At 49.9% G+C, this 20,584-nt stretch carries 14 protein-coding genes; 8 read left to right on the top strand and 6 right to left on the bottom strand.

Going from position 1 to position 20,584, the window contains the following annotated elements; translation table 11 throughout:
• Complete coding sequence (locus tag AC0QUU_RS07275) at window positions 1–456, top strand: precorrin-2 dehydrogenase/sirohydrochlorin ferrochelatase family protein (RefSeq protein WP_474545465.1); 456 nt, start codon at window positions 1–3, stop codon at window positions 454–456.
• A 255-nt stretch (window positions 457–711) separates the two neighbouring features.
• Here the strand turns inward: AC0QUU_RS07275 and AC0QUU_RS07280 are convergent, their stop codons facing one another.
• The 6 genes from AC0QUU_RS07280 to AC0QUU_RS07305 form a co-directional block, all read right to left on the bottom strand.
• Window positions 712–2,502: a flavin reductase gene (locus AC0QUU_RS07280; protein ID WP_474545536.1), complete on the bottom strand. Its 1,791-nt coding sequence runs from the start codon at window positions 2,500–2,502 to the stop codon at window positions 712–714.
• 206 nt (window positions 2,503–2,708) lie between these two features.
• Window positions 2,709–3,428 carry a PHP domain-containing protein gene (locus tag AC0QUU_RS07285; RefSeq protein WP_474545466.1) on the bottom strand — a complete coding sequence of 240 codons (720 nt, stop codon included), beginning with the start codon at window positions 3,426–3,428 and terminating at the stop codon, window positions 2,709–2,711.
• On the bottom strand, window positions 3,425–3,757 hold the full coding sequence (locus AC0QUU_RS07290; RefSeq protein WP_474545467.1) for a DRTGG domain-containing protein: 333 nt from the start codon (window positions 3,755–3,757) through the stop codon (window positions 3,425–3,427). The genes AC0QUU_RS07285 and AC0QUU_RS07290 overlap by 4 nt, the downstream gene beginning before the upstream one ends.
• 9 nt (window positions 3,758–3,766) lie before the next feature.
• The gene (locus tag AC0QUU_RS07295; RefSeq protein WP_474545468.1) at window positions 3,767–5,173 is read right to left on the bottom strand and encodes a [Fe-Fe] hydrogenase large subunit C-terminal domain-containing protein; all 1,407 of its coding nucleotides are present in this window, start codon (window positions 5,171–5,173) and stop codon (window positions 3,767–3,769) included.
• Window positions 5,174–5,186: 13 nt separating this feature from the next.
• Window positions 5,187–5,609, bottom strand: a complete 423-nt coding sequence (locus AC0QUU_RS07300) for an ATP-binding protein (RefSeq protein WP_474545469.1) — start codon at window positions 5,607–5,609, stop codon at window positions 5,187–5,189.
• On the bottom strand, window positions 5,610–5,954 hold the full coding sequence (locus tag AC0QUU_RS07305) for a DRTGG domain-containing protein (RefSeq protein ID WP_474545470.1): 345 nt from the start codon (window positions 5,952–5,954) through the stop codon (window positions 5,610–5,612).
• A 301-nt stretch (window positions 5,955–6,255) separates the two neighbouring features.
• On the opposite strand from AC0QUU_RS07305, the gene AC0QUU_RS07310 reads away from it, so the two are divergent.
• The 7 genes from AC0QUU_RS07310 to AC0QUU_RS07340 all read left to right on the top strand — a co-directional run bounded on the left by AC0QUU_RS07310 (window position 6,256) and on the right by AC0QUU_RS07340 (window position 20,520).
• Entirely contained in the window at window positions 6,256–6,750 is a 495-nt protein-coding gene (locus tag AC0QUU_RS07310; RefSeq protein ID WP_474545471.1) for an NADH-quinone oxidoreductase subunit NuoE family protein, read from the top strand.
• A 4-nt stretch (window positions 6,751–6,754) separates the two neighbouring features.
• Complete coding sequence (locus AC0QUU_RS07315) at window positions 6,755–7,315, top strand: ATP-binding protein (RefSeq protein ID WP_474545472.1); 561 nt, start codon at window positions 6,755–6,757, stop codon at window positions 7,313–7,315.
• 106 nt (window positions 7,316–7,421) lie between these two features.
• On the top strand, window positions 7,422–7,805 hold the full coding sequence (locus AC0QUU_RS07320) for a (2Fe-2S) ferredoxin domain-containing protein (RefSeq protein WP_474545473.1): 384 nt from the start codon (window positions 7,422–7,424) through the stop codon (window positions 7,803–7,805).
• 19 nt (window positions 7,806–7,824) lie between these two features.
• Entirely contained in the window at window positions 7,825–9,612 is a 1,788-nt protein-coding gene (gene nuoF, locus AC0QUU_RS07325) for an NADH-quinone oxidoreductase subunit NuoF (RefSeq protein ID WP_474545474.1), read from the top strand.
• Between the two features lie 14 nt (window positions 9,613–9,626).
• On the top strand, window positions 9,627–11,369 hold the full coding sequence (locus AC0QUU_RS07330; protein WP_474545475.1) for an NADH-dependent [FeFe] hydrogenase, group A6: 1,743 nt from the start codon (window positions 9,627–9,629) through the stop codon (window positions 11,367–11,369).
• A 527-nt stretch (window positions 11,370–11,896) separates the two neighbouring features.
• The gene (locus AC0QUU_RS07335) at window positions 11,897–12,331 is read left to right on the top strand and encodes a GNAT family N-acetyltransferase (RefSeq protein ID WP_474545476.1); all 435 of its coding nucleotides are present in this window, start codon (window positions 11,897–11,899) and stop codon (window positions 12,329–12,331) included.
• A 266-nt stretch (window positions 12,332–12,597) separates the two neighbouring features.
• Complete coding sequence (locus tag AC0QUU_RS07340) at window positions 12,598–20,520, top strand: ZmpA/ZmpB/ZmpC family metallo-endopeptidase-related protein (protein WP_474545477.1); 7,923 nt, start codon at window positions 12,598–12,600, stop codon at window positions 20,518–20,520.
• Window positions 20,521–20,584: the final 64 nt, after the last annotated feature.

A 20,584-nucleotide genomic window follows, 5' to 3' on the forward strand; every position in this document is an offset into this window, starting at 1 on the left:
ATGGAAAGACCATATTTTCCTATGTTTATCGACCTGACAGACCGGAAGATATTCGTGGCGGGCGGAGGGCGGATCGCCCGGAGGCGGATTGAAGCCCTTGTAAAGTTCGGCGCGGATATTCATGCGGCTGCTCCTCAGGTATGCCCGGAGATTGCTCTTTTTGCCGAAGGAGGAAAAATAAAAATTTTACTTCGGGAATACCGTCCTTCCGATCTGGACGGGATGGAGTTTGCCATTGCCGCCACAGACGACCGGGAAGTAAACCGAGCCGTGTACGCGGAGTGCAGAAAAAGGGGAATTCCGGTGAATGTGGCAGACGATAAAACGCTCTGTGACTTTTTTTTCCCGGCCCTTGTGCTGACGGATGATGTGGTAATCGGAATCGGTTCCGGCGGGGAGAGCCCGGGAAGGGTAAAAGAAGTGCGGCAGAGAATTGAGAAGCTGGAAGATCTGTGAGCAGATCTATTGATCAGGCAGATATTCGGTAAAAAACTGCCGGAACCGCAGTTCGCTGATATGCGCTGCGGTTCCGGCAGTTTTCTGTTTTCTTCCGTTTCCGGTTTTTATATCGAGGGAAAGCGGACAGCCGAATCCGCTTTTCTTTTTGTACTGGCGACGAGCCAAAGTCCGGGCCTGCCCGAGGCCTTGGCGACCGCTTATAATCCCGGAATGTGCCTTTTGGAACTTCCGGTGATGCTGCTCCGGTCCGGATTACTGGATCGGCTCAAAGTCAGCTGCGCCGTGTTTGCAGAGCGGGCAGATGAAGTCATCCGGAAGTACATCTCCTTCATAGATATATCCGCAGATCTTGCAGACAAAGCCTTTCTTTCCTTCTGTGTCCGGTTTCGGCTTTACGTTGTTCTGATAATATGTGTAAGACATTGTCTCTTTATCACTCATTACGCGGGCCTCTGTCACGGAACAGATAAACATGCCGTGTGTGTCCAGGTCAACATACTGCTCAACCTTAAGAGAGATGGCAGCGTTGATGTATTTCGGCAGGATGACCAGGCCGTTGTCCGAGCGTACCGGCGTGATGCCCTCAAATTTGTCCACTGTACGTCCGCTCTGGAATCCGAATCTCTCGAATACGCTGAACGGCGCGTCTACAGACAGACAGTTCACGTTAAGAATACCGGTCTGCTTGATAATGTGGTGAGAGTAGTTGGCTTTGTTGATATTCACAGCTACACGGTTCGGCGTGTCGGTAAGCTGTGTTACTGTGTTGACAATCAGACCGTTGTCCTTCTTTCCGTCGTTGGATGTAACCACATACAGACCATATCCGATACGGAAAAGAGCGGTAAGATCATTCTTGTTGGCAGCTTCCGGAGACTGGGCGATATACTCCTGGCAGAGCTCGTCAGCCATTGCCTGAAGCTGATCTTTGTTTTCCGCGCTGACAGCAGATTTGATCTTTACAGTTGTGTTCAGCCAGGTGATGTCTTTGGACTTTTCAAACATGCCCTTCATAATCTTAGCGGCAAGAGGAGCCCAGGAACCGTTTTCGATCAGACCGATGGTGCGCTTCTGATAGTTGCGTTCTGTCAGGTGATCGATAAACTGTTTCATGAACGGGAAGATTTCCGCGTTATATGTTGTGGTGGCAAGAACCAGTTTGCCGTAGCGGAAAGCATCAGCAACTGCCTGTGACATATCGCATCGTGCCAGATCGTGAACAATCACCTTCGGACATCCTTTGGCCCTCAGCAGCTCGGCAAGCATTTCTACGGCTTTCTTTGTATTACCATATACGGAAGTATATGCGATTACAATTCCCTCTGACTCTACTGTATAAGAGGACCAGACATCATATTTTCCGACATAGTGTCCCAGATCTTCCTTCAGTACCGGGCCGTGCAGCGGGCAGATGGTCTGAATGTCCAGTCCGGCAGCCTTTTTAAGGACAGCCTGTACCTGCGCGCCGTATTTGCCGACAATGCCGATATAATAGCGGCGGGCTTCGTCATCCCAGTCTTCCTCCACATCCAGGGCGCCGAACTTTCCGAAGCCGTCTGCGGAGAAGAGTACTTTGTCTGTGCTGTCATATGTCATCATAACTTCCGGCCAGTGAACCATCGGAGCAAACACAAAAGTCAGCTCATGGCTTCCAAGAGATAAAGTGGAGCCATTTTCAGCTACCAGACGCTTTACCTCAGGATCCAGGCTGAAGAAACAGTCCATCATGGCAAAAGCTTTGGCTGTGGCAACAACAGTTGTATCCGGATAGGTCTTCAGGAAATTTTCAATATTTGCAGAATGGTCCGGCTCCATGTGCTGGATAATCAGATAATCCGGCTTTCTTCCGTTCAGAACATTTGCCAGATTGTCCAGCCATTCGTGAGTGAAGTGAATGTCCACAGTATCCATAACAGCGATCTTATCGTCATCAATGACGTAGGAGTTGTAGGACATTCCGTTTGGCACAACATACTGGCCTTCGAAAAGATCTACCTGGTGATCGTTGACTCCGACATATTTGATAGTTTCTGTAACATGTATCATGTAGATGAGTCTCCTTCCTTAGAAAAAATATGATCAGGCAGGCCGTCCCGCCGGACAGCCGCCAAAGAAATATTTCCAAACTTATTATAGCAGGAGAAATAGACAAAGCAAGGGATTGTTAGTAACATTTCTTAAAATTATGAACGACATGAATAAATCGCGGATAAAAAGAAAGCGCGGCGTGAACATAAATTCTGCTGCTATTATTCACACCGCGCAAGGGCTTTCAGAATATCTTTGATTTTCCGGGAGCCGGACAGAATCTGGTATTCCGGTTCGTGGATATCCTCCAGATAGTGAGCGTCGGAACAGCAGATTACATGGCATTTTTCAAAATACGGATGCTCTCTGCGGATCCGGTGGAGGTTCCGGAAGTCATGAAATTCAGCACAGGAAAATCTGCTGTCCGGAGGGACAAAGCCCAGGTTGGAAAGGAGGCTTGTGGAAGATTTATCTACGTGAGCCGGGTAGGCGATGCCTCCGAAAGACTCCACAAGAGGAAGGGCGTTGTCAAAGGAAATGGAAGTGGCGTTGATCAGCAGGTTTTCTACCGTGCCTGTCACCTGGTCTTTCTTATCCATGATCTGCTGCTTCCCGAAGATGTCCTCCCGGTTCGGAACGGGAAGGAGACGCTCATATACATAGGCGTCAAATGCCAGTGCGCCTTCCAGTGTGGGAAACAGACAGATCACATGGACTTCCTCCGCAGTGGTCAGTTCCATACCCGGAATTACAGTGACGCCGTAGTTTTTTCCGTGATAGAGGGCAGCGGGACAGTTCCGGCAGCTGTTGTGGTCCGTCAGAGCAATGACATCCAGTCCCTTGACCGCAGCCATCCCGACCAGATTTGCCGGAGTCATGTCATCATCCCCGCATGGGGAAAGGCAGGAATGAATGTGCAGGTCATAAAAAAGAGGGATCATTCCATGCCCGCCCTGTAAATATTCAGGGCCATGTCAAAGACAGGGAGTTCTGTGGAAAGAACTGCAATCCCTTCTTCCGACGCTTTCTCCAGAGAATCTCGGTCCATGGAGACGCCCTCTGCCAGTACGATACAGGCTACGTCAGCGAGCGAGGCAACGGCTACTGTATTTTTATTCCCCATTACCGTCACCCATACACTGTCAGAGGGGGCTCTGCTCATGGCGATGCTTAAAAGATCGCAGCAGAAGACCCGGGTGACTTCCCGCTCCGGCCTGCCTTCCGACAGAACACGGCAGTCCGGCAGTTTCAGTATTGTCTGCAGTTTCATGTGGATCACCTAGTCCTTTCTTTTCTGTCTCTCCGGCACCCCGAAGGAGGCCAGATCCGTGGTCAGTTCGCTGATGTATTTCCGAAGGAGAACTTTGTCTTCCTCAGGCATGCTGTCCCCGGATTCTCTTTCCCGGGTGAGATGCCGGATTTTTTGGGAAAGGTCTGCGATATTGGAGCGGAGAACATAGATACAGTCGTTCGGCGTGGCGTCTCCCCGGACAATGTCTTCCGCCAGAGTCTGGCAGGTGGGAGCGCCGCAGGAACCGCAGTCCAGACCCGGGAACCGGGCGGTGAGCTGTTCTACTTCGCTCATCATGCGCAGGCTTTCCTTGAATGTATTGCCCAGACGGAAGACCGGTTCGTAGTCCACATCATCCGCCCAGTACATGCTTTCGATTTCCGGATTGTCAGATAAGTGGTTTTTGGACACCGGCTGATATTTTGCGAGACGCTTTGTCTTTGTGGCGGCAATATATTCATTTTCCACGGTGAGAGTGCCGCCGACGCAGCCGCCGGTGCAGGCGCTTAACTCGACAAAGGTCAGTCCGTGAAGCTTTTCGTCCTCCAGTTCTTCCAGAACCCGGAGAATATTGACGATTCCGTCTCCCGCCAGATAGTTGTCCACCAGGAGTCCGCCTACCTCTCCGCCGGCGCTGCTCCATCCGATTCCGATTCTGCCGGAGTTGGACAGCGGTGTAAGCTGACTTTCGTCGTGCTTCATATGGGGCAGAAGCAGGGGATAGATATCCTTGATGGCCACTACATTGTCAATATTGCTTTTTTCAATGCCCAGAGGCGCTTTTGCATAGGAGACTTTGGACGGACAGGGAGAGATAAAGATAATACCGATCTCCTCCGGTTTCAGTCCGGTCTTTTTCATGGCCCTGGCCCGGGCAATTTCTGCCGCGACTTCCACCGGAGCTTTGATGGGAAGCAGCCGGGAGAGCAGGGCGGGAAACTTCACACGGATCAGACGGATGACAGAAGGGCAGGCAGAGCTGATAAAGGGCGCTTCTTTTTCATGAGTTTTTATGTATTCCCTGGAAGCCTCCGATACAAGTTCTGCTGCTGCGCTTACTTCGTATACGTCATCGAATCCCAGTTTCAGAAGTGCGTTAAGTACAATGTCCGTGCTGGTCAGATTGTTGTACTGCGCATAGAGAGAAGGGGCCGGAAGGGCGACAGTGTATTTGAAATTATTGATTACGGAAAGGGGATCATAGATAGCAATTTTCGCATGGTGGGGACAGTAGCGGATGCACCGCCCGCAGTCAATGCAGAATTTATCTATGATGTGCGCCTTTCCGTTGTGCACCCGGATCGCCTGTGTAGGGCAGTGCTTGATACAGTTGATGCATCCCTGACAGGCAGATTCCTTCAGTCGGACAGAACGGATAAATTTGTCTTTGTTCAATGACGCACCTCCTTTAAAACGCTACTTTCATGGTAATGGTAGTGCCCTTCCCGACGACGGTATCAATTTCCATCTGGTCGGTATAGCGCTTCATGTTCGGAAGGCCCATTCCGGCGCCGAAGCCCAGGGAGCGGACTTCCGGTCTGGCCGTGGAATAGCCTTCCTGCATAGCCTTCCCGATATCCGGTATGCCGGGGCCTCTGTCAGCGAGAACTATGACAATGTCGTCATCTGAAACAGTGACTGTGATCTGGCCGCCGTCGGCGTGGATGACCATGTTGATCTCGCCTTCGTACATGGCGATGGCCACCCTCCGGATGACTTCACTGTTTACTCCCAGCATTTTCAATTTATTTTTGACAGAACTGCTGGCTTCACCTGCGCGGGTAAAGTCGCTGCCGTCTATGTCGTAGGTGAATATCAGCTGATCGCCCATCTAAGCACCTCCTCTGAGTCCGTGTTCGTAAAGCAGGCCGCATGCCGTAAACATATAGTGTTCGGTTGCAAGGATCGCGATCCCTTTTTCCATGGCAAGGGCAAGCATGTGTTCGTCCGGCATTTTTCCCCGGACAAAGATAATACAGACAATGTCCAGCATCTCGGCGGTACGGACCACCTGGGGATTGCACAGACCTGTCATAAGGACGGAACATTTGCCGCAGTAGGCGAGCACATCGCTCATCATATCGGCGGAAAAGACAAATTCCGCATCCACATCCTCCAGTTCCTCTCCGTACAGAAACTGCGCGTCCAGAATTTTCTGCATCTCTCTGATTGTCATAAACCCTCCTGTAAATAAAATCTTATAAAAAAGAAGTAATCGCCGGTGAACTGCCGGCTGACAGCTGCCGCTCAGAATTCTGCCGGAATTCACACAAAAGTTTCATTCAGTATAACATTTACATATAAAAAAAGCAATGAAACAGGAAATTGTATATTCTGCACTGCGAAAATAAAAGAAATAATCTGGAAGATTAAAATTTTTCACAAAATTTCACAAATATTCTGGTAGTATTTTGTGATGCCCTATGCTATCATGGTTGTAATGAGCACCAATATATGCGAGAAATGGAGGTTGAAGAATGGCTGCTAAAACAGGAAGCGTTCCGTTTTCCGGAACAAAGGAACAGGAAGAGGCGCTTTTGAAAGTAATTTCCGAGCTGAAAAATGAAAAAGGTGCCCTGATGCCGATTCTGCAGAAGGCACAGGATATATATGGATACCTTCCGATGGAAGTGCAGAAGATCATTTCTGATGAAACCGGTATCCCTATGGAAAAAATTTACGGCGTCGCCACGTTTTATTCCCAGTTTACGCTGAATCCGAAAGGCAGATACCGGATTTCTGTCTGTCTTGGCACGGCGTGCTATGTCAAAGGTTCGGGAGATATCTACAATGCACTGATGGAAAAGCTTGGCATTGTAGGCGGAGAATGCACGCCGGACGGTAAGTTTTCTCTGGACGCCTGCCGTTGCGTGGGAGCCTGCGGGCTTGCCCCGGTTATGATGATTAACGACGAAGTCTACGGCCGCCTCACAGTGGACGATCTGGACGGAATTCTGGCAAAGTACGAGTAAGCGCATGATGCCGGAGATCTCTCTGAACATTCTGGATGTAGCTGAGAATTCTATCCGGGCGCAGGCCTCTCTTGTGGAAATTGAAGTGGACGTACAGCCTGCGCAGGACATTCTGGCAGTAACGATCAGAGACAACGGGCGGGGCATGACGGCGGAGGAAGCGGCTCATGCGGAAGATCCGTTTTTCACCACAAGAACCACACGGAAAGTGGGACTGGGAATCCCGTTTTTCCGGCAGGCGGCGGTGAGTACGGGAGGCAGCTTTCAGATTGATTCAGAAAAAGGAAAAGGAACGACAGTAAAAGCGGTATTCGGACTGTCTCACATTGACAGAATGCCGCTGGGGGATATCAGTTCAGTGATTCATACGCTGATTGTATTTAACGGGCATATCCGTTTCCGGTATACATACAGATATGGAGAAAAGTGTTTTGTCCTGGATACCCGGGAGATCCGGGAGATTCTGGGAGAAGGGATATCTCTTCGTGAACCGGAAGTGTCTGCATTTATAAAGGAATATCTGGAGTCGGGGAAAACAGACACGGACGAAGGAGCGGATATATAGATCTCAGATAATGAATAAAGATGAAAAAGTGGAAGTTAAGAACAGACCAATCGGAAACATGAACAGAAAGAGACAGAAGAATTGAAAGCAGAATTGGAGGAAAGCTATGAAATCTCTCGAAGAATTACGTGCAATCAGGGCAAAGATGCAGGGACGGGTCGGCGTCCGCGCCGAAAACGAAAAGCAGACCCGGGTTGTTGTAGGTATGGCTACCTGCGGAATTGCCAGCGGAGCAAGACCGGTGCTTACGGCGCTTTCCGATGCGGTTCAGGAACAGGGTCTCAGCGATAAGATCAATGTGACCCAGACCGGCTGTATCGGCCTGTGCCAGTATGAGCCCATCGTAGAAGTGATGGCGCCGGGAAAAGAAAAGGTGACATATGTGAAAATGACTCCGGAGAAGGCGCTGGAAGTGCTGCGGCTTCATCTGCTGGGCGGACAGGTGGTGACAAAGTATACGCTGAGCGCCGCTCAGGAAAAAGCCGAGTAGAAAGAGGAGGTGGAAGAATATGTATCGTTCACATGTACTTGTCTGCGGCGGAACAGGATGTACCTCCTCCGGCAGCCAGAGAATTATTGACAGACTGGAAAAAGAGATTGCGGCTCAGGGACTTTCCGAGGAAGTCGGCGTGGTAAAGACCGGTTGTTTCGGCCTGTGCGCCCTGGGACCGATTATGATCGTATATCCGGAAGGAACCTTTTATTCCATGGTGCAGGAAGACGACATTCCGGAGATCGTGGCGGAACATCTTCTGAAAGGAAGAGTTGTGACCCGCCTTCTCTATGAAGAGACAACAAAAACAGACAAGATCACTCCTCTTAATGAGACGAATTTTTATAAAAAACAGCACCGGGTTGCCCTGCGCAACTGCGGTGTGATCAACCCGGAAGATATTGAGGAATATATAGGAACCGGAGGCTATGAGGCTCTTGGCATTGTGCTGACGGAGAAAAAGCCGGAAGATGTGATACAGATCCTGCTGGACAGCGGTCTGAGAGGCAGAGGCGGCGCCGGTTTCCCCACCGGACTGAAGTGGAAATTCGCGGCGGCAAATGAGGCGGATCAGAAATATGTCTGCTGCAACGCGGACGAGGGAGATCCGGGAGCATTTATGGACCGTTCGATTCTGGAGGGAGATCCCCATGCGGTGCTGGAGGCTATGGCCATTGCCGGATACGCGATCGGGGCGTCCCAGGGATATATTTACGTGCGTGCGGAATATCCCATTGCCGTAAAACGTCTTGAGATTGCCATTGCCCAGGCGCGGGAATATGGCCTTCTCGGGCAAAATATTTTTGAAAGCGGATTTGATTTTGATATAGAACTGAGACTCGGTGCAGGTGCATTTGTGTGCGGCGAGGAGACGGCTCTCATGACATCCATTGAAGGCAGCAGAGGAGAGCCCAGACCCCGCCCGCCGTTCCCGGCGCTTAAAGGTCTGTTTCAGAAACCGACCATATTAAATAACGTAGAAACATTTGCAAATATTCCCCAGATTATTGTAAACGGGCCGGAATGGTTCGCATCTATGGGAACAGAAAAGTCCAAGGGAACCAAAGTATTCGCTCTGGGCGGAAAGATCAACAACACCGGTCTGGTGGAGATCCCCATGGGAACTACACTGCGGGAGATCGTGGAAGAGATCGGCGGAGGCATTCCCGGCGGGAAAAAGTTCAAGGCGGCCCAGACCGGCGGCCCCTCCGGCGGATGTATTCCGGCGGAACATCTGGATGTGCCCATAGACTACGATAATCTGATCGCCATCGGTTCTATGATGGGTTCCGGCGGCCTGATCATTATGGACGAGGACACCTGTATGGTGGATATTGCCAAGTTTTTCCTGGAGTTCACAGTAGACGAATCCTGCGGCAAATGTACGCCCTGCCGGATCGGAACAAGGCGTATGCTGGAAATCCTGGAAAAGATTACAAAAGGACAGGCAGAGATGGAAGATCTGGACCGGCTGGAAGAGCTGTGCAATCATCTGAAGACCAGCTCTCTGTGTGCGCTTGGACAGACGGCTCCCAATCCCGTGCTCTCCACGCTGCGGTATTTCAGAGAGGAATATATTGCGCATATCGTGGATAAAAAATGTCCGGCAGGCGTCTGTAAGGAGCTTCTTCACTATAAGATTGATCCGGATAAATGTAAGGGATGTACGCTCTGCGCGAGAACCTGCCCGGCAGATGCGATCATCGGCAGCGTAAGGGAAGTTCATATGATTAACCCTGAAAAATGCGTGAAATGCGGCGCCTGTATGGAAAAATGCAGATTCGGCGCGATTTATAAAGAATAAGGAGGGTAGAGAAGATGGAAAATGTCAATCTGAAAATTAACGGCTTAAATGTTACTGCTCCGGCAGGCTCTACAATCCTGGAAGCCGCACATGCGGCGGGAATCCGTATTCCCACCCTGTGCTATTTGAAAGAAATCAACGAGATCGGCGCCTGCCGCATGTGCGTGGTAGAGGTAAAAGGCGCAAGAAATCTGGTGGCTGCCTGTGTTTATCCTGTATCGGAAGGCATGGAAGTTCTGACCAATACGCAGAAACTGATCGAATCGAGGAAACGGACGCTGGAACTTCTTCTGTCTGTGCATGACAAGAAATGCCTGTCCTGCGTCAGAAGCGGACACTGTGAACTGCAGGAGCTCTGCCAGGAACTGGGCGTGGAGGATGAAGATCATTTCGCAGGAGAAATGCCCCACTATGAGCCCGATACCAGCGCTGTACATATGGTCAGGGACAATAACAAATGTATTCTCTGCCGCCGCTGTTCTGCAGTGTGCGAGAAGGTACAGTCTGTAGGAGTGATCGGCCCGAATAACAGAGGATTTGCCACATTTATCGGCTCAGCCTTTGAAATGGGGCTGGGAGATACCAGCTGCGTCGGATGCGGACAGTGTATTGCTGCCTGTCCCACAGGCGCCCTGTATGAGAAAGACAATACGGATGACGTACTGGCGGCAATCGCAGATGAAACAAAACATGTCGTTGTGCAGCCTGCCCCCTCTGTCCGTGCAGCTCTCGGGGAAGAATTCGGATACCCCATGGGAACGGATGTAGAAGGAAAGATGGCAGCCGCACTGAGGCGGATCGGATTTGACAAAGTATTTGATACAGACTTCAGCGCCGATCTTACAATTATTGAGGAAGCCAATGAGTTTATCGGCCGGGTGAAAAACGGCGGGGTACTGCCCATGATAACTTCCTGCTCTCCGGGATGGATCAAGTACTGTGAACATTACTATCCGGATCAGCTGGCGCACCTGTCCAGCTGTAAATCTCCCCAGCAGATGTTCGGCGCAGTGACAAAAACATACTATGCTGAAAAGATGGGACTTGATCCGAAGGATATCGTCTGTGTCAGCGTGATGCCCTGTACGGCGAAAAAATTTGAGATCCAAAGAGATGATCAGGACGCCGCAGGTGTTCCGGACGTGGATATCTCTATCACTACAAGAGAGCTGGCACGGCTGATCCGTAAGGTTGGCATCAACTTCCGGGCTCTGCCGGAGGAAGGATTCGACGATCCGCTGGGCGAGTCCACGGGAGCCGGCGTGATCTTTGGCGCTACCGGAGGCGTTATGGAGGCAGCTCTTCGTACCGCAGTGGAAAAACTGACCGGAGAAACGCTTGAAAATGTGGAGTTTACAGAAGTGCGCGGAACAGAAGGCATCAAGGAAGCCACATATAACGTGGCAGGAACGGATGTAAAAGTGGCCGTGGCTTCCGGCTTAAGCAACGCAAAAGTAATCATGGACAAAATCCGTGCGGGCCAGGCAGATTATCATTTTGTAGAGATCATGTGCTGTCCGGGCGGATGCGTCAACGGCGGCGGCCAGCCCCAGGTGCACGCGGATGTGAGAAATTTTGAAGATGTGAAAGCCATCCGCGCGAAGGCACTGTATGATAACGACGCAGCTAAGACCCTGAGAAAATCCCATGAAAATCCTTCGATAAAGAAATTGTATGAAGAATATCTGGGAGAGCCGGGAAGTGAAAAAGCGCATCATATTCTGCATACAACATATGTGGAGAGAAGTATAAACTGACGGATTTGGATTTATCTGTAGCATGTGGCTGAATAAAGGTCCGAAAATACTTTGATACAGAGTAAACAGAAATCGTATTCGGGAAGCGGCTGGGGAGATTTTGATCTCTGTTCCGCAGAATAAGTAAAACAACAAAACCCTGGATACAGGCTAAAAACAGGATTTTCAATGGAAACTCACGTTCCGTTCGAACAGCTCCATTGAAAATCCTGCTTTTAGCCTGTGCTCAGGGTTTTGTAGTTTTAATTATTATGCGGAACGGAGCTGAAATTTCCCGCAGCCGCTATCCGAAAACGATTTATTCTTACTTCGTATTCTGACATTTTCGGACTTTTTTTCAATCGCATGCCACAGGTAAATTCAAATTGACTTTTCGCTGCTCTGTTGTTACAATGGTGAAAAATATTATCTGCCGCGCTTTATCACCGGGTAAGGCGCCTTATGAAAGCATTCAGAGTTAACCGCAGGTACGGCACATTCTGTGTTATAAGGTTAATTCCTGAGTGCCTTTTATTGTGGGAGGGAATATGGAGATTAAGTTTTACAGCACGCTGCCGGAGGAAGCGGCGGCGGTCCGAACAGAGGTTTTTGTTGAGGAGCAGGGATTTAAAAATGAAATGGATGACATTGACTCATATGCAGAGCATGTTGTTGCGTTTGACGGTGATAAACCGGTGGGGACCTGCCGTTTTTTCAAAGATGATAAGACAGAGAACGACTATATTGCAGGAAGAATTGCCGTGAGGAAAGAATACCGCGGGCGGGATATCGGAACGGAACTGCTGAAAGCGGTGGAAAGGGCAGTAAAGGAAAAGGGAGGAATCCGGGTTGTTCTTCACGCGCAGGTCAGAGCAAAGGAATTTTATGAAAAACAGGGATATCAGCCCTATGGAGAGATCGGATTTGAGGAGGGATGCCCTCATATCTGGATGTATAAAATACCTTCGGAAGAAAAGGATTGATCTGAAAAGAATCAATAAAACAGAAATACGATTCAAATAAAAGAAAAACAGACTTTGCGTATATTAAATCTGTCAATATAAATCAGACAGAATAAATAAAAGGGCAGAGTCTGTTTTTCTTTGACGCGGATTGCGGATCCCTGCCGTAAGGAAAAACATATGACAGGCCCTGTTACCAGTAATTTCATATTGTTCCCTATATATAAAACAAGTACAATCAGTCTGGTCATAAAATGACAAATTTTTTGAAAGGACTGAAATGATATATGGGAAAAATAAGAGCCCTGCTGGCAGCAGCGGTTACCGTATGCGGACTCTTATGGGGAAGTGTGGAGGTAAACGCGGCGGATGTGTCCGGGATGGAAATTACTTCCACAGCCGATTCCGTCAGAAAAGGGCAGGTGATTGAATTCACATTTGCTCTGGACGGGTATTCAGATATCAGAAGCGGAGTAAATGCGCTGAAAGGAACGCTGGAATATGACTCCGCTGTGTTTGAAAAGGTTTCCAGGGAAGACTTCCAGACAGTAAATTCCTGGGAAAAGTTGTTTTATAATCCGGACAACGGACAGTTTGTTCTGATCAACAGAGCCGGAAGTACAGAAGAAGAGGCGGTATTCCGGATCCGTCTGACAGCCGGCCGGTCCATACCGGAGGGCGATGTGTCAGTTTCGGTGAAGGAACTGTCGGTTTCTGAAGGAAAAGAGGATTTTATGCCGGCGGATGCTTCTTTTACATTATCCGCTGTGGCGGAATATCCGGACACAGATCATGGACAGACGGATGGAGAACAGCCGGCGCCGGATGAAGAAGAGATGACGCCGGACAATGAACAGACAGAAGAGGGGGCAGATTCTGCAGAGACAGATCCGTTCCTGGCGGCAGAGGAAGAAGCGGCTCAGAATGGAGACGGAGAGGAGAAGACAGAGGAAAATGTGAAGGCAGGGGATACCCTTGCCGGACTTCTGCCGGCAGCAGGAGTGCTGGCCGGATCTGTCATTCTGATCGGAGTTGTTGTTTTTCTGCGAAGGAAACGGAAACTGTCCGGAAGGGCAAAAATTCTGACCGGAGTTGCTGCATGCGCGGGAGCGGCAGTACTGGCCGCCGGCAGCGCCTGGGCATTTCCCGGCAAAGGAGATCTTAATGATGACGGCAGCACAGATTATACAGACGTGGAATTACTGGAAAAGCACCTGATCGGTCTGGAGCTTCTGCCGGAGAGCAGACAGAGAGCGGCGGATATGAATTCAGACGGAAAGCTGACGGTAACGGACCTTTCTCTGCTGATCCGCAGAATTGAGAAGACCGTGGATTATGAGGTAAAGCTGTCTTCTGCTACAGAACGCTTCTACTATGAAAAGCAGGAGCAGGCAGAGCTGAAGTTTTATGCAGAGGTTTCTCAAGATGTCCGGATTGAAAAAGTGACGGTCAACGGACAGGAGTATGGGGCAGAGACGGAAGGAGATTCCTCCCTGTATACGGTCCGCCCGGATGTGGGAGAGACTTCCGGGGTGAAAGAATTTCACATTACAGAAGTGCAGCTTGAAGGCGGACAGAGGGTGAAGACGGACTATACAGAGAAGACAGATGTGCTTAAGAGTATGCCTCAGGTGGATGAATTTCTGGCAGAAGAGCTGACGGATACAGCCCGGATGAAAGTATCTTTTGTCCTGACAGACGAGGATTCCGCAGTGACCGGCGCGGGAATAAAAATAGGGAAAAAGCCGGACAGAGGGACGGATGCTCCTTCAGAGACGGATCTGATTTTGGAGGATGAAGCCGGAAAAGGCAGAAATGAATTTGTGCTTGATCTGGAAGAAGATACTCCGTATCTGGTATATATTACTGTAAACTATGACCGGGAATCCGGGGAACTTCCGGCAGAAGGCGGAAACAGCGGAAGCTTTGCGGTGACAAAGGAAATTGAACTGAATCTGGATTACCGGTTTACTTTTGACAGGCTGCAGACTCTTACAGAAGACGGAACCCGGACCGACCGGTTCGGAAGAAACCAGCCCATCGTGCTTTCATTTGAAAGTACAAATGCCACCGGGTTTGTGCCGGATCGGATCGTGGTGAACGGAAAGACCTGTCCGGTCAGCAGGACGGATAACGGATACAGAGCCGTTCTGGAAGGATCTGACACAACCGGAGAGAACGTGATCCGGGTGGAACAGGTCATTCTGGAAAATGGAAAATCCTTTTCCTTAAATAATGGAAATGAAATCAAGGTTCTGATCCAGAAAACAGTGCCGGAAATTCAGGAACTGACCGTGCAGGAAGATGCGGAAAAAGGACAGTTTCTTGTATCATTCCGCCTGGATGACCCTGACAGCGCCCTTTCAGACCGGAAGGTGCGGATCAAAAAAGCGGACGGGCAGACTGCCGGAGAGCTGGCTTTCAGTGAAAGTGATCTGCATGACGGACTGTTTGAGGAAATCATACCGCTTTCCGATACCGGCCTGACAGGCGGATATACGGTGCAGATTACGGCAGACTGTGATCTTTCAGCAGACGGAACAGAGACAGTGCGCGGAAAGATCCTGGCAGAACAGACGGTAAAGGCAGCGCCCCGGGTGCTGATTACGGACAGCCGGACAGATAGATCTTATATAGAAAAAGGAGAGGAGACGGATCTGTTCTATGAACTGGAGCATAACGCAGAGGGTGAACTTACCTCACTTGTCGTCGGCCATCTGGAAGTGAAGCCGGAGCGGCAGACCGGGGATGCGCAGACTGGCGGGATATGGAAAGTGTCTGTGCCTGCTCCGGATAAAGCAGGAGTGCATACATTTACACTGTTCCAGGCCGTTTTCAGTGACGGTACAGTGGTAAATACAGAGCAGGCGGACCGCGCGAAACTGCAGACGGAAGTGCTGAAATCCGTCCCATCGGTGGAAAATATTGACTGGGAAAAGACAGCGCAGGATGAACTGCTCGTCCGGTTTGAGATTGCAGACGGTGATAACGCTCTTGAGAATGCCCGGGTACAGATCGCGGAAGAGGGTGGAAGAAGCCTTCTGGATCAGACTGCGGCTGCGGGAAAACAGGAAGTGTCGGCGGCTCTGACTGCAGAGGAGAATTATGTTATTACTGTAACTGCAGATTATGACAGGGATACAGACGCGCTGGATGATCAGTCGAATGAATATAAAGATGCAGTGCTTTATACGAATACAGTTTCCGCTTCAAAAGATGTGCTGGAACTGAAAAATATCACGGCAGAGAGACTTTATTATACAGGCGGACAGACCGGAGGAAATACAGGGAAGGAAGTAGATGTTCTGGATATTACGGGAGGGCTGCCGGCGGATACGGAAAATTATTATGCTGTAATTGAAATGGATGGCCTGCCGGATTTTTACGCGGGAATCCGGGAATTCCGGAGAGACGAAGATTTCGGCGGAGTCTATGCGGTACTGGATCAGGACGATCTGGTTCAGTATGAGAAAGACGGAACAAGGAAATACGGACACGCGTTTCCTGTAGCATACCGGGATGGAGACGGAGAATATCCGCTCATTACCGGTGCAGAGGAGCTTTTTGACAGGATGAAAGCCGATCCGAAAGGGAAATTCACTCTGACGGAAGATCTGGACGCGTCCGGTATTCAGGCAGACGAAGCGGCTGTGGCAGGCACCTTTACCGGAGAGCTTGACGGAAACGGATACCGGATAAAAAATCTTCCCACTTCTTTGTTTAATACGTTAAGCGGAGCCAGAATTTACGATCTGGTTATAGAAAATGCGGATATTACAGCTGCACGGAGCGGAATTCTTGCGAATACGATTCAGAACAGTACGGTAATTGAAAATGTATTTATTGTGGATTCTTCAATTTCAAACGAAGTGGACGGACTGGGCGCTTTTGCCGGCAGACTTGTCAATTCTACAATCCGCGAAAGCGCGTCGCTGGACGTTTCTGTCCGAGGTCTGGTGGCTGTCGGAGGAATTGTAGGGAAAACAGAGAAAGGAGCTCTGATAGAAAACTGCTATGTGACTGGAAAAGTGCAGGGAACCTACGACCACCCTTCTCTGGGAGCAAGAACCGGAGGTATTACCGGATGGCATGGTGGAGGGACTATCAGCAGATGTTATACACAGGCTCAGATTACCGCTCCCGCAAAGAAAGGGAACGGCGGGCTGATCGGCGGACCGAACACAGGAAGTCCGGCTATTGAATACAGTCTGAGCATGAGTACAGGGGCAGGATACCGGATTGCCGGATTTGACGTGCTGGACAATATGAAGGAAGTGTATGAGTATTCCGGTTCCGACAGCGAGACGAATATTACAGAAGAGAATCAGTCCAGTGTCAGAGAAACAGACGCAGTGTACGATAAGAAATTTTATACAGATACTCTGGATTTTGATGAAAGCATCTGGGAACTGGACGGACTGGCTTACGGAAAAAGACCGGCCCTTAAAGACGCGCCTGTGGAAGAAAATAATTTTGGCCTTCCCAATTACAGCACTGTGCTGAAGCATGAGAATTACCGCCCGGAGCGGGAACAGGCTTACGCGAATATGGCGAAACTGATGCCACTGTCCGATACCCGCATGTGGGTGGAATACGGCAACCGTCTGGAGGAAGAAGATACGCTGGCACAGGCAGCTGTCAATTTTATTCTCCCTCTGGACGAAAACAGCGCTCTTGTAACAGGAGTGGAGAAAGATGCGCCGGAAAAAGTGCAGAAAATACGGATGGTATTTGAAAATGGAACAATGCAGGAATATCCGGCTGTCTATAAAAAGCTGACGGGGAATCTTGCCCCTCTCTATCAGGTGGAAGGGACTGATCTGGTGTATCAGACCGGAAATTATGCTTCCGCCCTGGATGAGACATTTCTCAGTGAGATGACGGCAATAGCGGAACAGTATGACTATGACTCCGATATCGCCGGCCTGACCCAGGAGGATGAGAGCCGCCTGTACCGGGACTATTACAATGAAAATATAAAGACAGACATGGCAGATGTACTGCAAAAACTGTTCTTGGCGGATGAAAGATATCCCACATACTGTGCGCATCCGGCTGTGCAGGCTCTGGCGGAGGAGCGGATGAGAGATGAGGATACACTGAAAAAGATGCTGTACGCTTACAATTACTACGATAAATGGTACAGGATCGATTACAAAGGAGTCGCTTTAAGTGAGCTGATGTTTTTTACCGGCGACATCCTCTCCAGTGGCATGACGGCGTCTGTGCTGACGGACCAGCTCCTGACGGCGCCGGCGGGACAGAGGGATACAAACCGGACGGTGACCTATTACAATAATGTGCTGAAAAACTATACAGGGCAGGAACTGACAGATTTCCTGGGAAATCTGTCCGAAAGTCTGGCAGGATACCAGGACGCCAATGAATGGTTCGCAGCCAGTTTTGACGGTGTGCTGGTGGAAAAAGGAGCCCTCGGAGATGAGGAAAGGAAAATCCGTTACCGTATCTGGGACAATCTGAAAGGACTTGACGACGGAAGAAAAAGTATTGTACTTCCGATTCTGACTGCTCCTCAGAAGGATATGTATCTGATTTCCGTGCCGTCTCAGATTATGATCGGAAGTATGAACCGGTATCAGGATTACCTGAATAAAGACGGGCAGGAACGGAACAGAATCCGTCAGACTGCGGAAGCCTATGCGGAGAAAATGAGCATCTTCTACGGCGTATCGTCACAGTGGATGAGCAGTGCGGTACGGCAGCTCAACAGTTTTGTCAATATTCAGTATGATACAAGACTCGGATTTCCGGAAAGCGAAGCGGCAGCGGCAGGCATGCAGGAAAAGGGAACAACCAGGGATCCGGTAATGAAATGGGTCTATGAGGCAAACAATATGCTTAATGCGCTGAATGGCAGCGCGGCTGTGGCAAATGGAAATGATGTGATCTGGATGTGGTCGGAGGCGCTGGGAACCAGCGACTATACATTCTTTACATTCAGCCATGAAACTGCTCACAATCAGGACGGAAGGTATTTTTACGGAGGCGCGGGCAGAAGGCCGGGCACCGGAGCCGAGGCGCACGCGGACGGAAATATTGCTCAGGAGATGAGGGATGGAGTTATGGTGTTCAATATTTCAAAGTCTATGGATATCGGTGTGGAGATGCCGAATAATTTCAGCTATAAGCGCATTGACTCTGCAAAGAAAATCCACAGTTACTATAAAGAAATGTTTGATACCGGGTATGCGCTGGATTATCTGGCGGCCCAGGCATTCCTCAGACTCACACCGCAGCAGCAGGCAGCAGTAGCAGTACAGGCGGAGCATACGGCGGGGGGAACCGCGTCCATGAGTACCGTGTACAGAAAACTGACGGCGGAAGAGATTTCGGCTATGAAGCTGGAGGATATGGAAGATCTGTGGGAAAACAGAATATCTGTCCGCAACGCATCGTCCTATCCGGAAAAGGTCGGAACGGCAACTGACGGAAGTTATGGTTTTGAGTCCTTTTATACGATGAACTGGTATCAGTCCCACAATGACGAAGGATCTCCGGATACTCATTCGTTTAAGCGCCTGGGACAGGAAATGCTGGGACTTGCAGGCTATGAAAAAGGGTACATGGTTTATATGTCCGCTCTCAGCAAAAACGACCTTGAGGCGCTCCGGATCATTACCGGAGATCCGGATATTACATGGAAAGAATATAAGCTGAACCGTTACCGCGAGGTGGAGGCGAAGCTGGGGCAGATTCCGTACTTTGAGGCGGAAACAGTGATTGAGCAGTTTAAGGCTGCATTTGAGGAAGATGCCGGAAACGGCGGTACGAGTCAGAGTATAGAGACAAAGCGGATGCTCTACGGCATGATAAAGCGCGTGACTGGAGACTTTACTGACGGCGGAATCTATAAGAGCCCGTCCGTGACTTCCATTACATCCGCGGAACAGCTGATCCGTCTTGCCGGGGACAATCCTTACGGATACTACCGGCTGGAAAACTCCATTGATTTCAGCAATGTAAGCGCATCCGGCGGCAGCTATATTCCGGATCGGTTTGTCGGTGTCCTGGACGGAAACGGATATGAGATGACGGGAATGGAGTACCCGCTGCTTAAAGATCTGCAGTATGCTCAGGTGAAGAATCTGACAATATCCGATCCGTCATATGCAGGAGACGCGGAGGCAATCCTTGCGGTGAAGTCCAGGAAAGTAACCGTTGGAAATATACGGGTAGAAAACGCGGACATGCCTCTTCCCCTGGTAAAGATCAGGACGGAAGGATACTATGAGTACGGCGATATGAGCATAACGGTAGGTGAGAAGAAGATTGCCACGGCAGAAGAATTTCTTGCCATTGGTGATTCTGCCGCGGCTCTGAAAAAGCAGTATGTACTGACAGAGGATCTGGATTTCGGCACAGTCGGATCAGCAGACTTTGTGGTGAAGGGAACTTTTTCCGGGGGACTGAAGGGAAACGGACATACAATCACCGGTCTGGACGGAGTACTGTTTGAAAAAATAAACGGCGGATCTGTCTCGGATCTGACGATTGAAGGCACACGGCTGACCCGGAACACACAGAAGGGCGCTTTGGCCAATGAGATCAGAAATGCAGATGTACAGGATATAAGGATAAAAGATCTTGTAATTGAAAACAATACTGACCAGGCAGGCGGGCTTGCGGGAATCATATCGGGCAGTACGGTAAAGCGGATTGCGGTGGAAAATATTTCTGCCCGTTCCAGCAATACGATAGGCGGCGTAGCCGGACAGTTTGACGGAAGAATTCTGGAAGACTGTATTGTAACCGGAAGCCTTGAAGGCACCATCCGGCATCAGATGGGCACCAGAATTGGCGGCATTACCGGCTGGATGGGCGGCGGAACTATGAAGAAGTGCCTGGCAAAAGTCGAGATTATCGCGCCGGAACGAACTGGAAACGGAGGAATTATCGGCGGTCCCCAGAGCGGCAGCGCGGCAGTTGAAAGCTGTGTCAGCCTGAGTACCGGAATGAACGCCAGCCGGATATCCGGATGGGATGTGCTGGGAACAACAAGCAGCGCATATGAGCTGGACAGTTCGGACAGCCGGACCAGTATAAACGAGGCTAATGCGGACCGGATCTTCCCGGTTACGGAACAGCAGGCTATGGAAAAAACATTTTATACAGAGACGCTGGGCTGGAGCGAAGCTGTGTGGGATTTTAGCGCACTGGCGGCGGGAGGGCTGCCGGCGTTGAAACTATAATATCTATTTGTATGAACAAGAGCTGAATTGAATTCAAAAAATGATACGGCAGGACGAATTACAG

Source organism: Mediterraneibacter sp. HA8405, from assembly GCF_056148955.1.

Excerpts from the sequence above, each read along its gene's own strand:
- AC0QUU_RS07275 (WP_474545465.1), top strand. The coding sequence starts at position 1 with ATGGAAAGACCATATTTTCCTATGTTTATCGACCTGACAGACCGGAAG.
- AC0QUU_RS07285 (WP_474545466.1), bottom strand. The coding sequence starts at position 3,428 with ATGATCCCTCTTTTTTATGACCTGCACATTCATTCCTGCCTTTCCCCA.
- AC0QUU_RS07290 (WP_474545467.1), bottom strand. The coding sequence starts at position 3,757 with ATGAAACTGCAGACAATACTGAAACTGCCGGACTGCCGTGTTCTGTCG.
- AC0QUU_RS07300 (WP_474545469.1), bottom strand. The coding sequence starts at position 5,609 with ATGGGCGATCAGCTGATATTCACCTACGACATAGACGGCAGCGACTTT.
- AC0QUU_RS07305 (WP_474545470.1), bottom strand. The coding sequence starts at position 5,954 with ATGACAATCAGAGAGATGCAGAAAATTCTGGACGCGCAGTTTCTGTAC.
- AC0QUU_RS07310 (WP_474545471.1), top strand. The coding sequence starts at position 6,256 with ATGGCTGCTAAAACAGGAAGCGTTCCGTTTTCCGGAACAAAGGAACAG.
- AC0QUU_RS07315 (WP_474545472.1), top strand. The coding sequence starts at position 6,755 with ATGATGCCGGAGATCTCTCTGAACATTCTGGATGTAGCTGAGAATTCT.
- AC0QUU_RS07320 (WP_474545473.1), top strand. The coding sequence starts at position 7,422 with ATGAAATCTCTCGAAGAATTACGTGCAATCAGGGCAAAGATGCAGGGA.
- nuoF (WP_474545474.1), top strand. The coding sequence starts at position 7,825 with ATGTATCGTTCACATGTACTTGTCTGCGGCGGAACAGGATGTACCTCC.
- AC0QUU_RS07330 (WP_474545475.1), top strand. The coding sequence starts at position 9,627 with ATGGAAAATGTCAATCTGAAAATTAACGGCTTAAATGTTACTGCTCCG.
- AC0QUU_RS07335 (WP_474545476.1), top strand. The coding sequence starts at position 11,897 with ATGGAGATTAAGTTTTACAGCACGCTGCCGGAGGAAGCGGCGGCGGTC.
- AC0QUU_RS07340 (WP_474545477.1), top strand. The coding sequence starts at position 12,598 with ATGGGAAAAATAAGAGCCCTGCTGGCAGCAGCGGTTACCGTATGCGGA.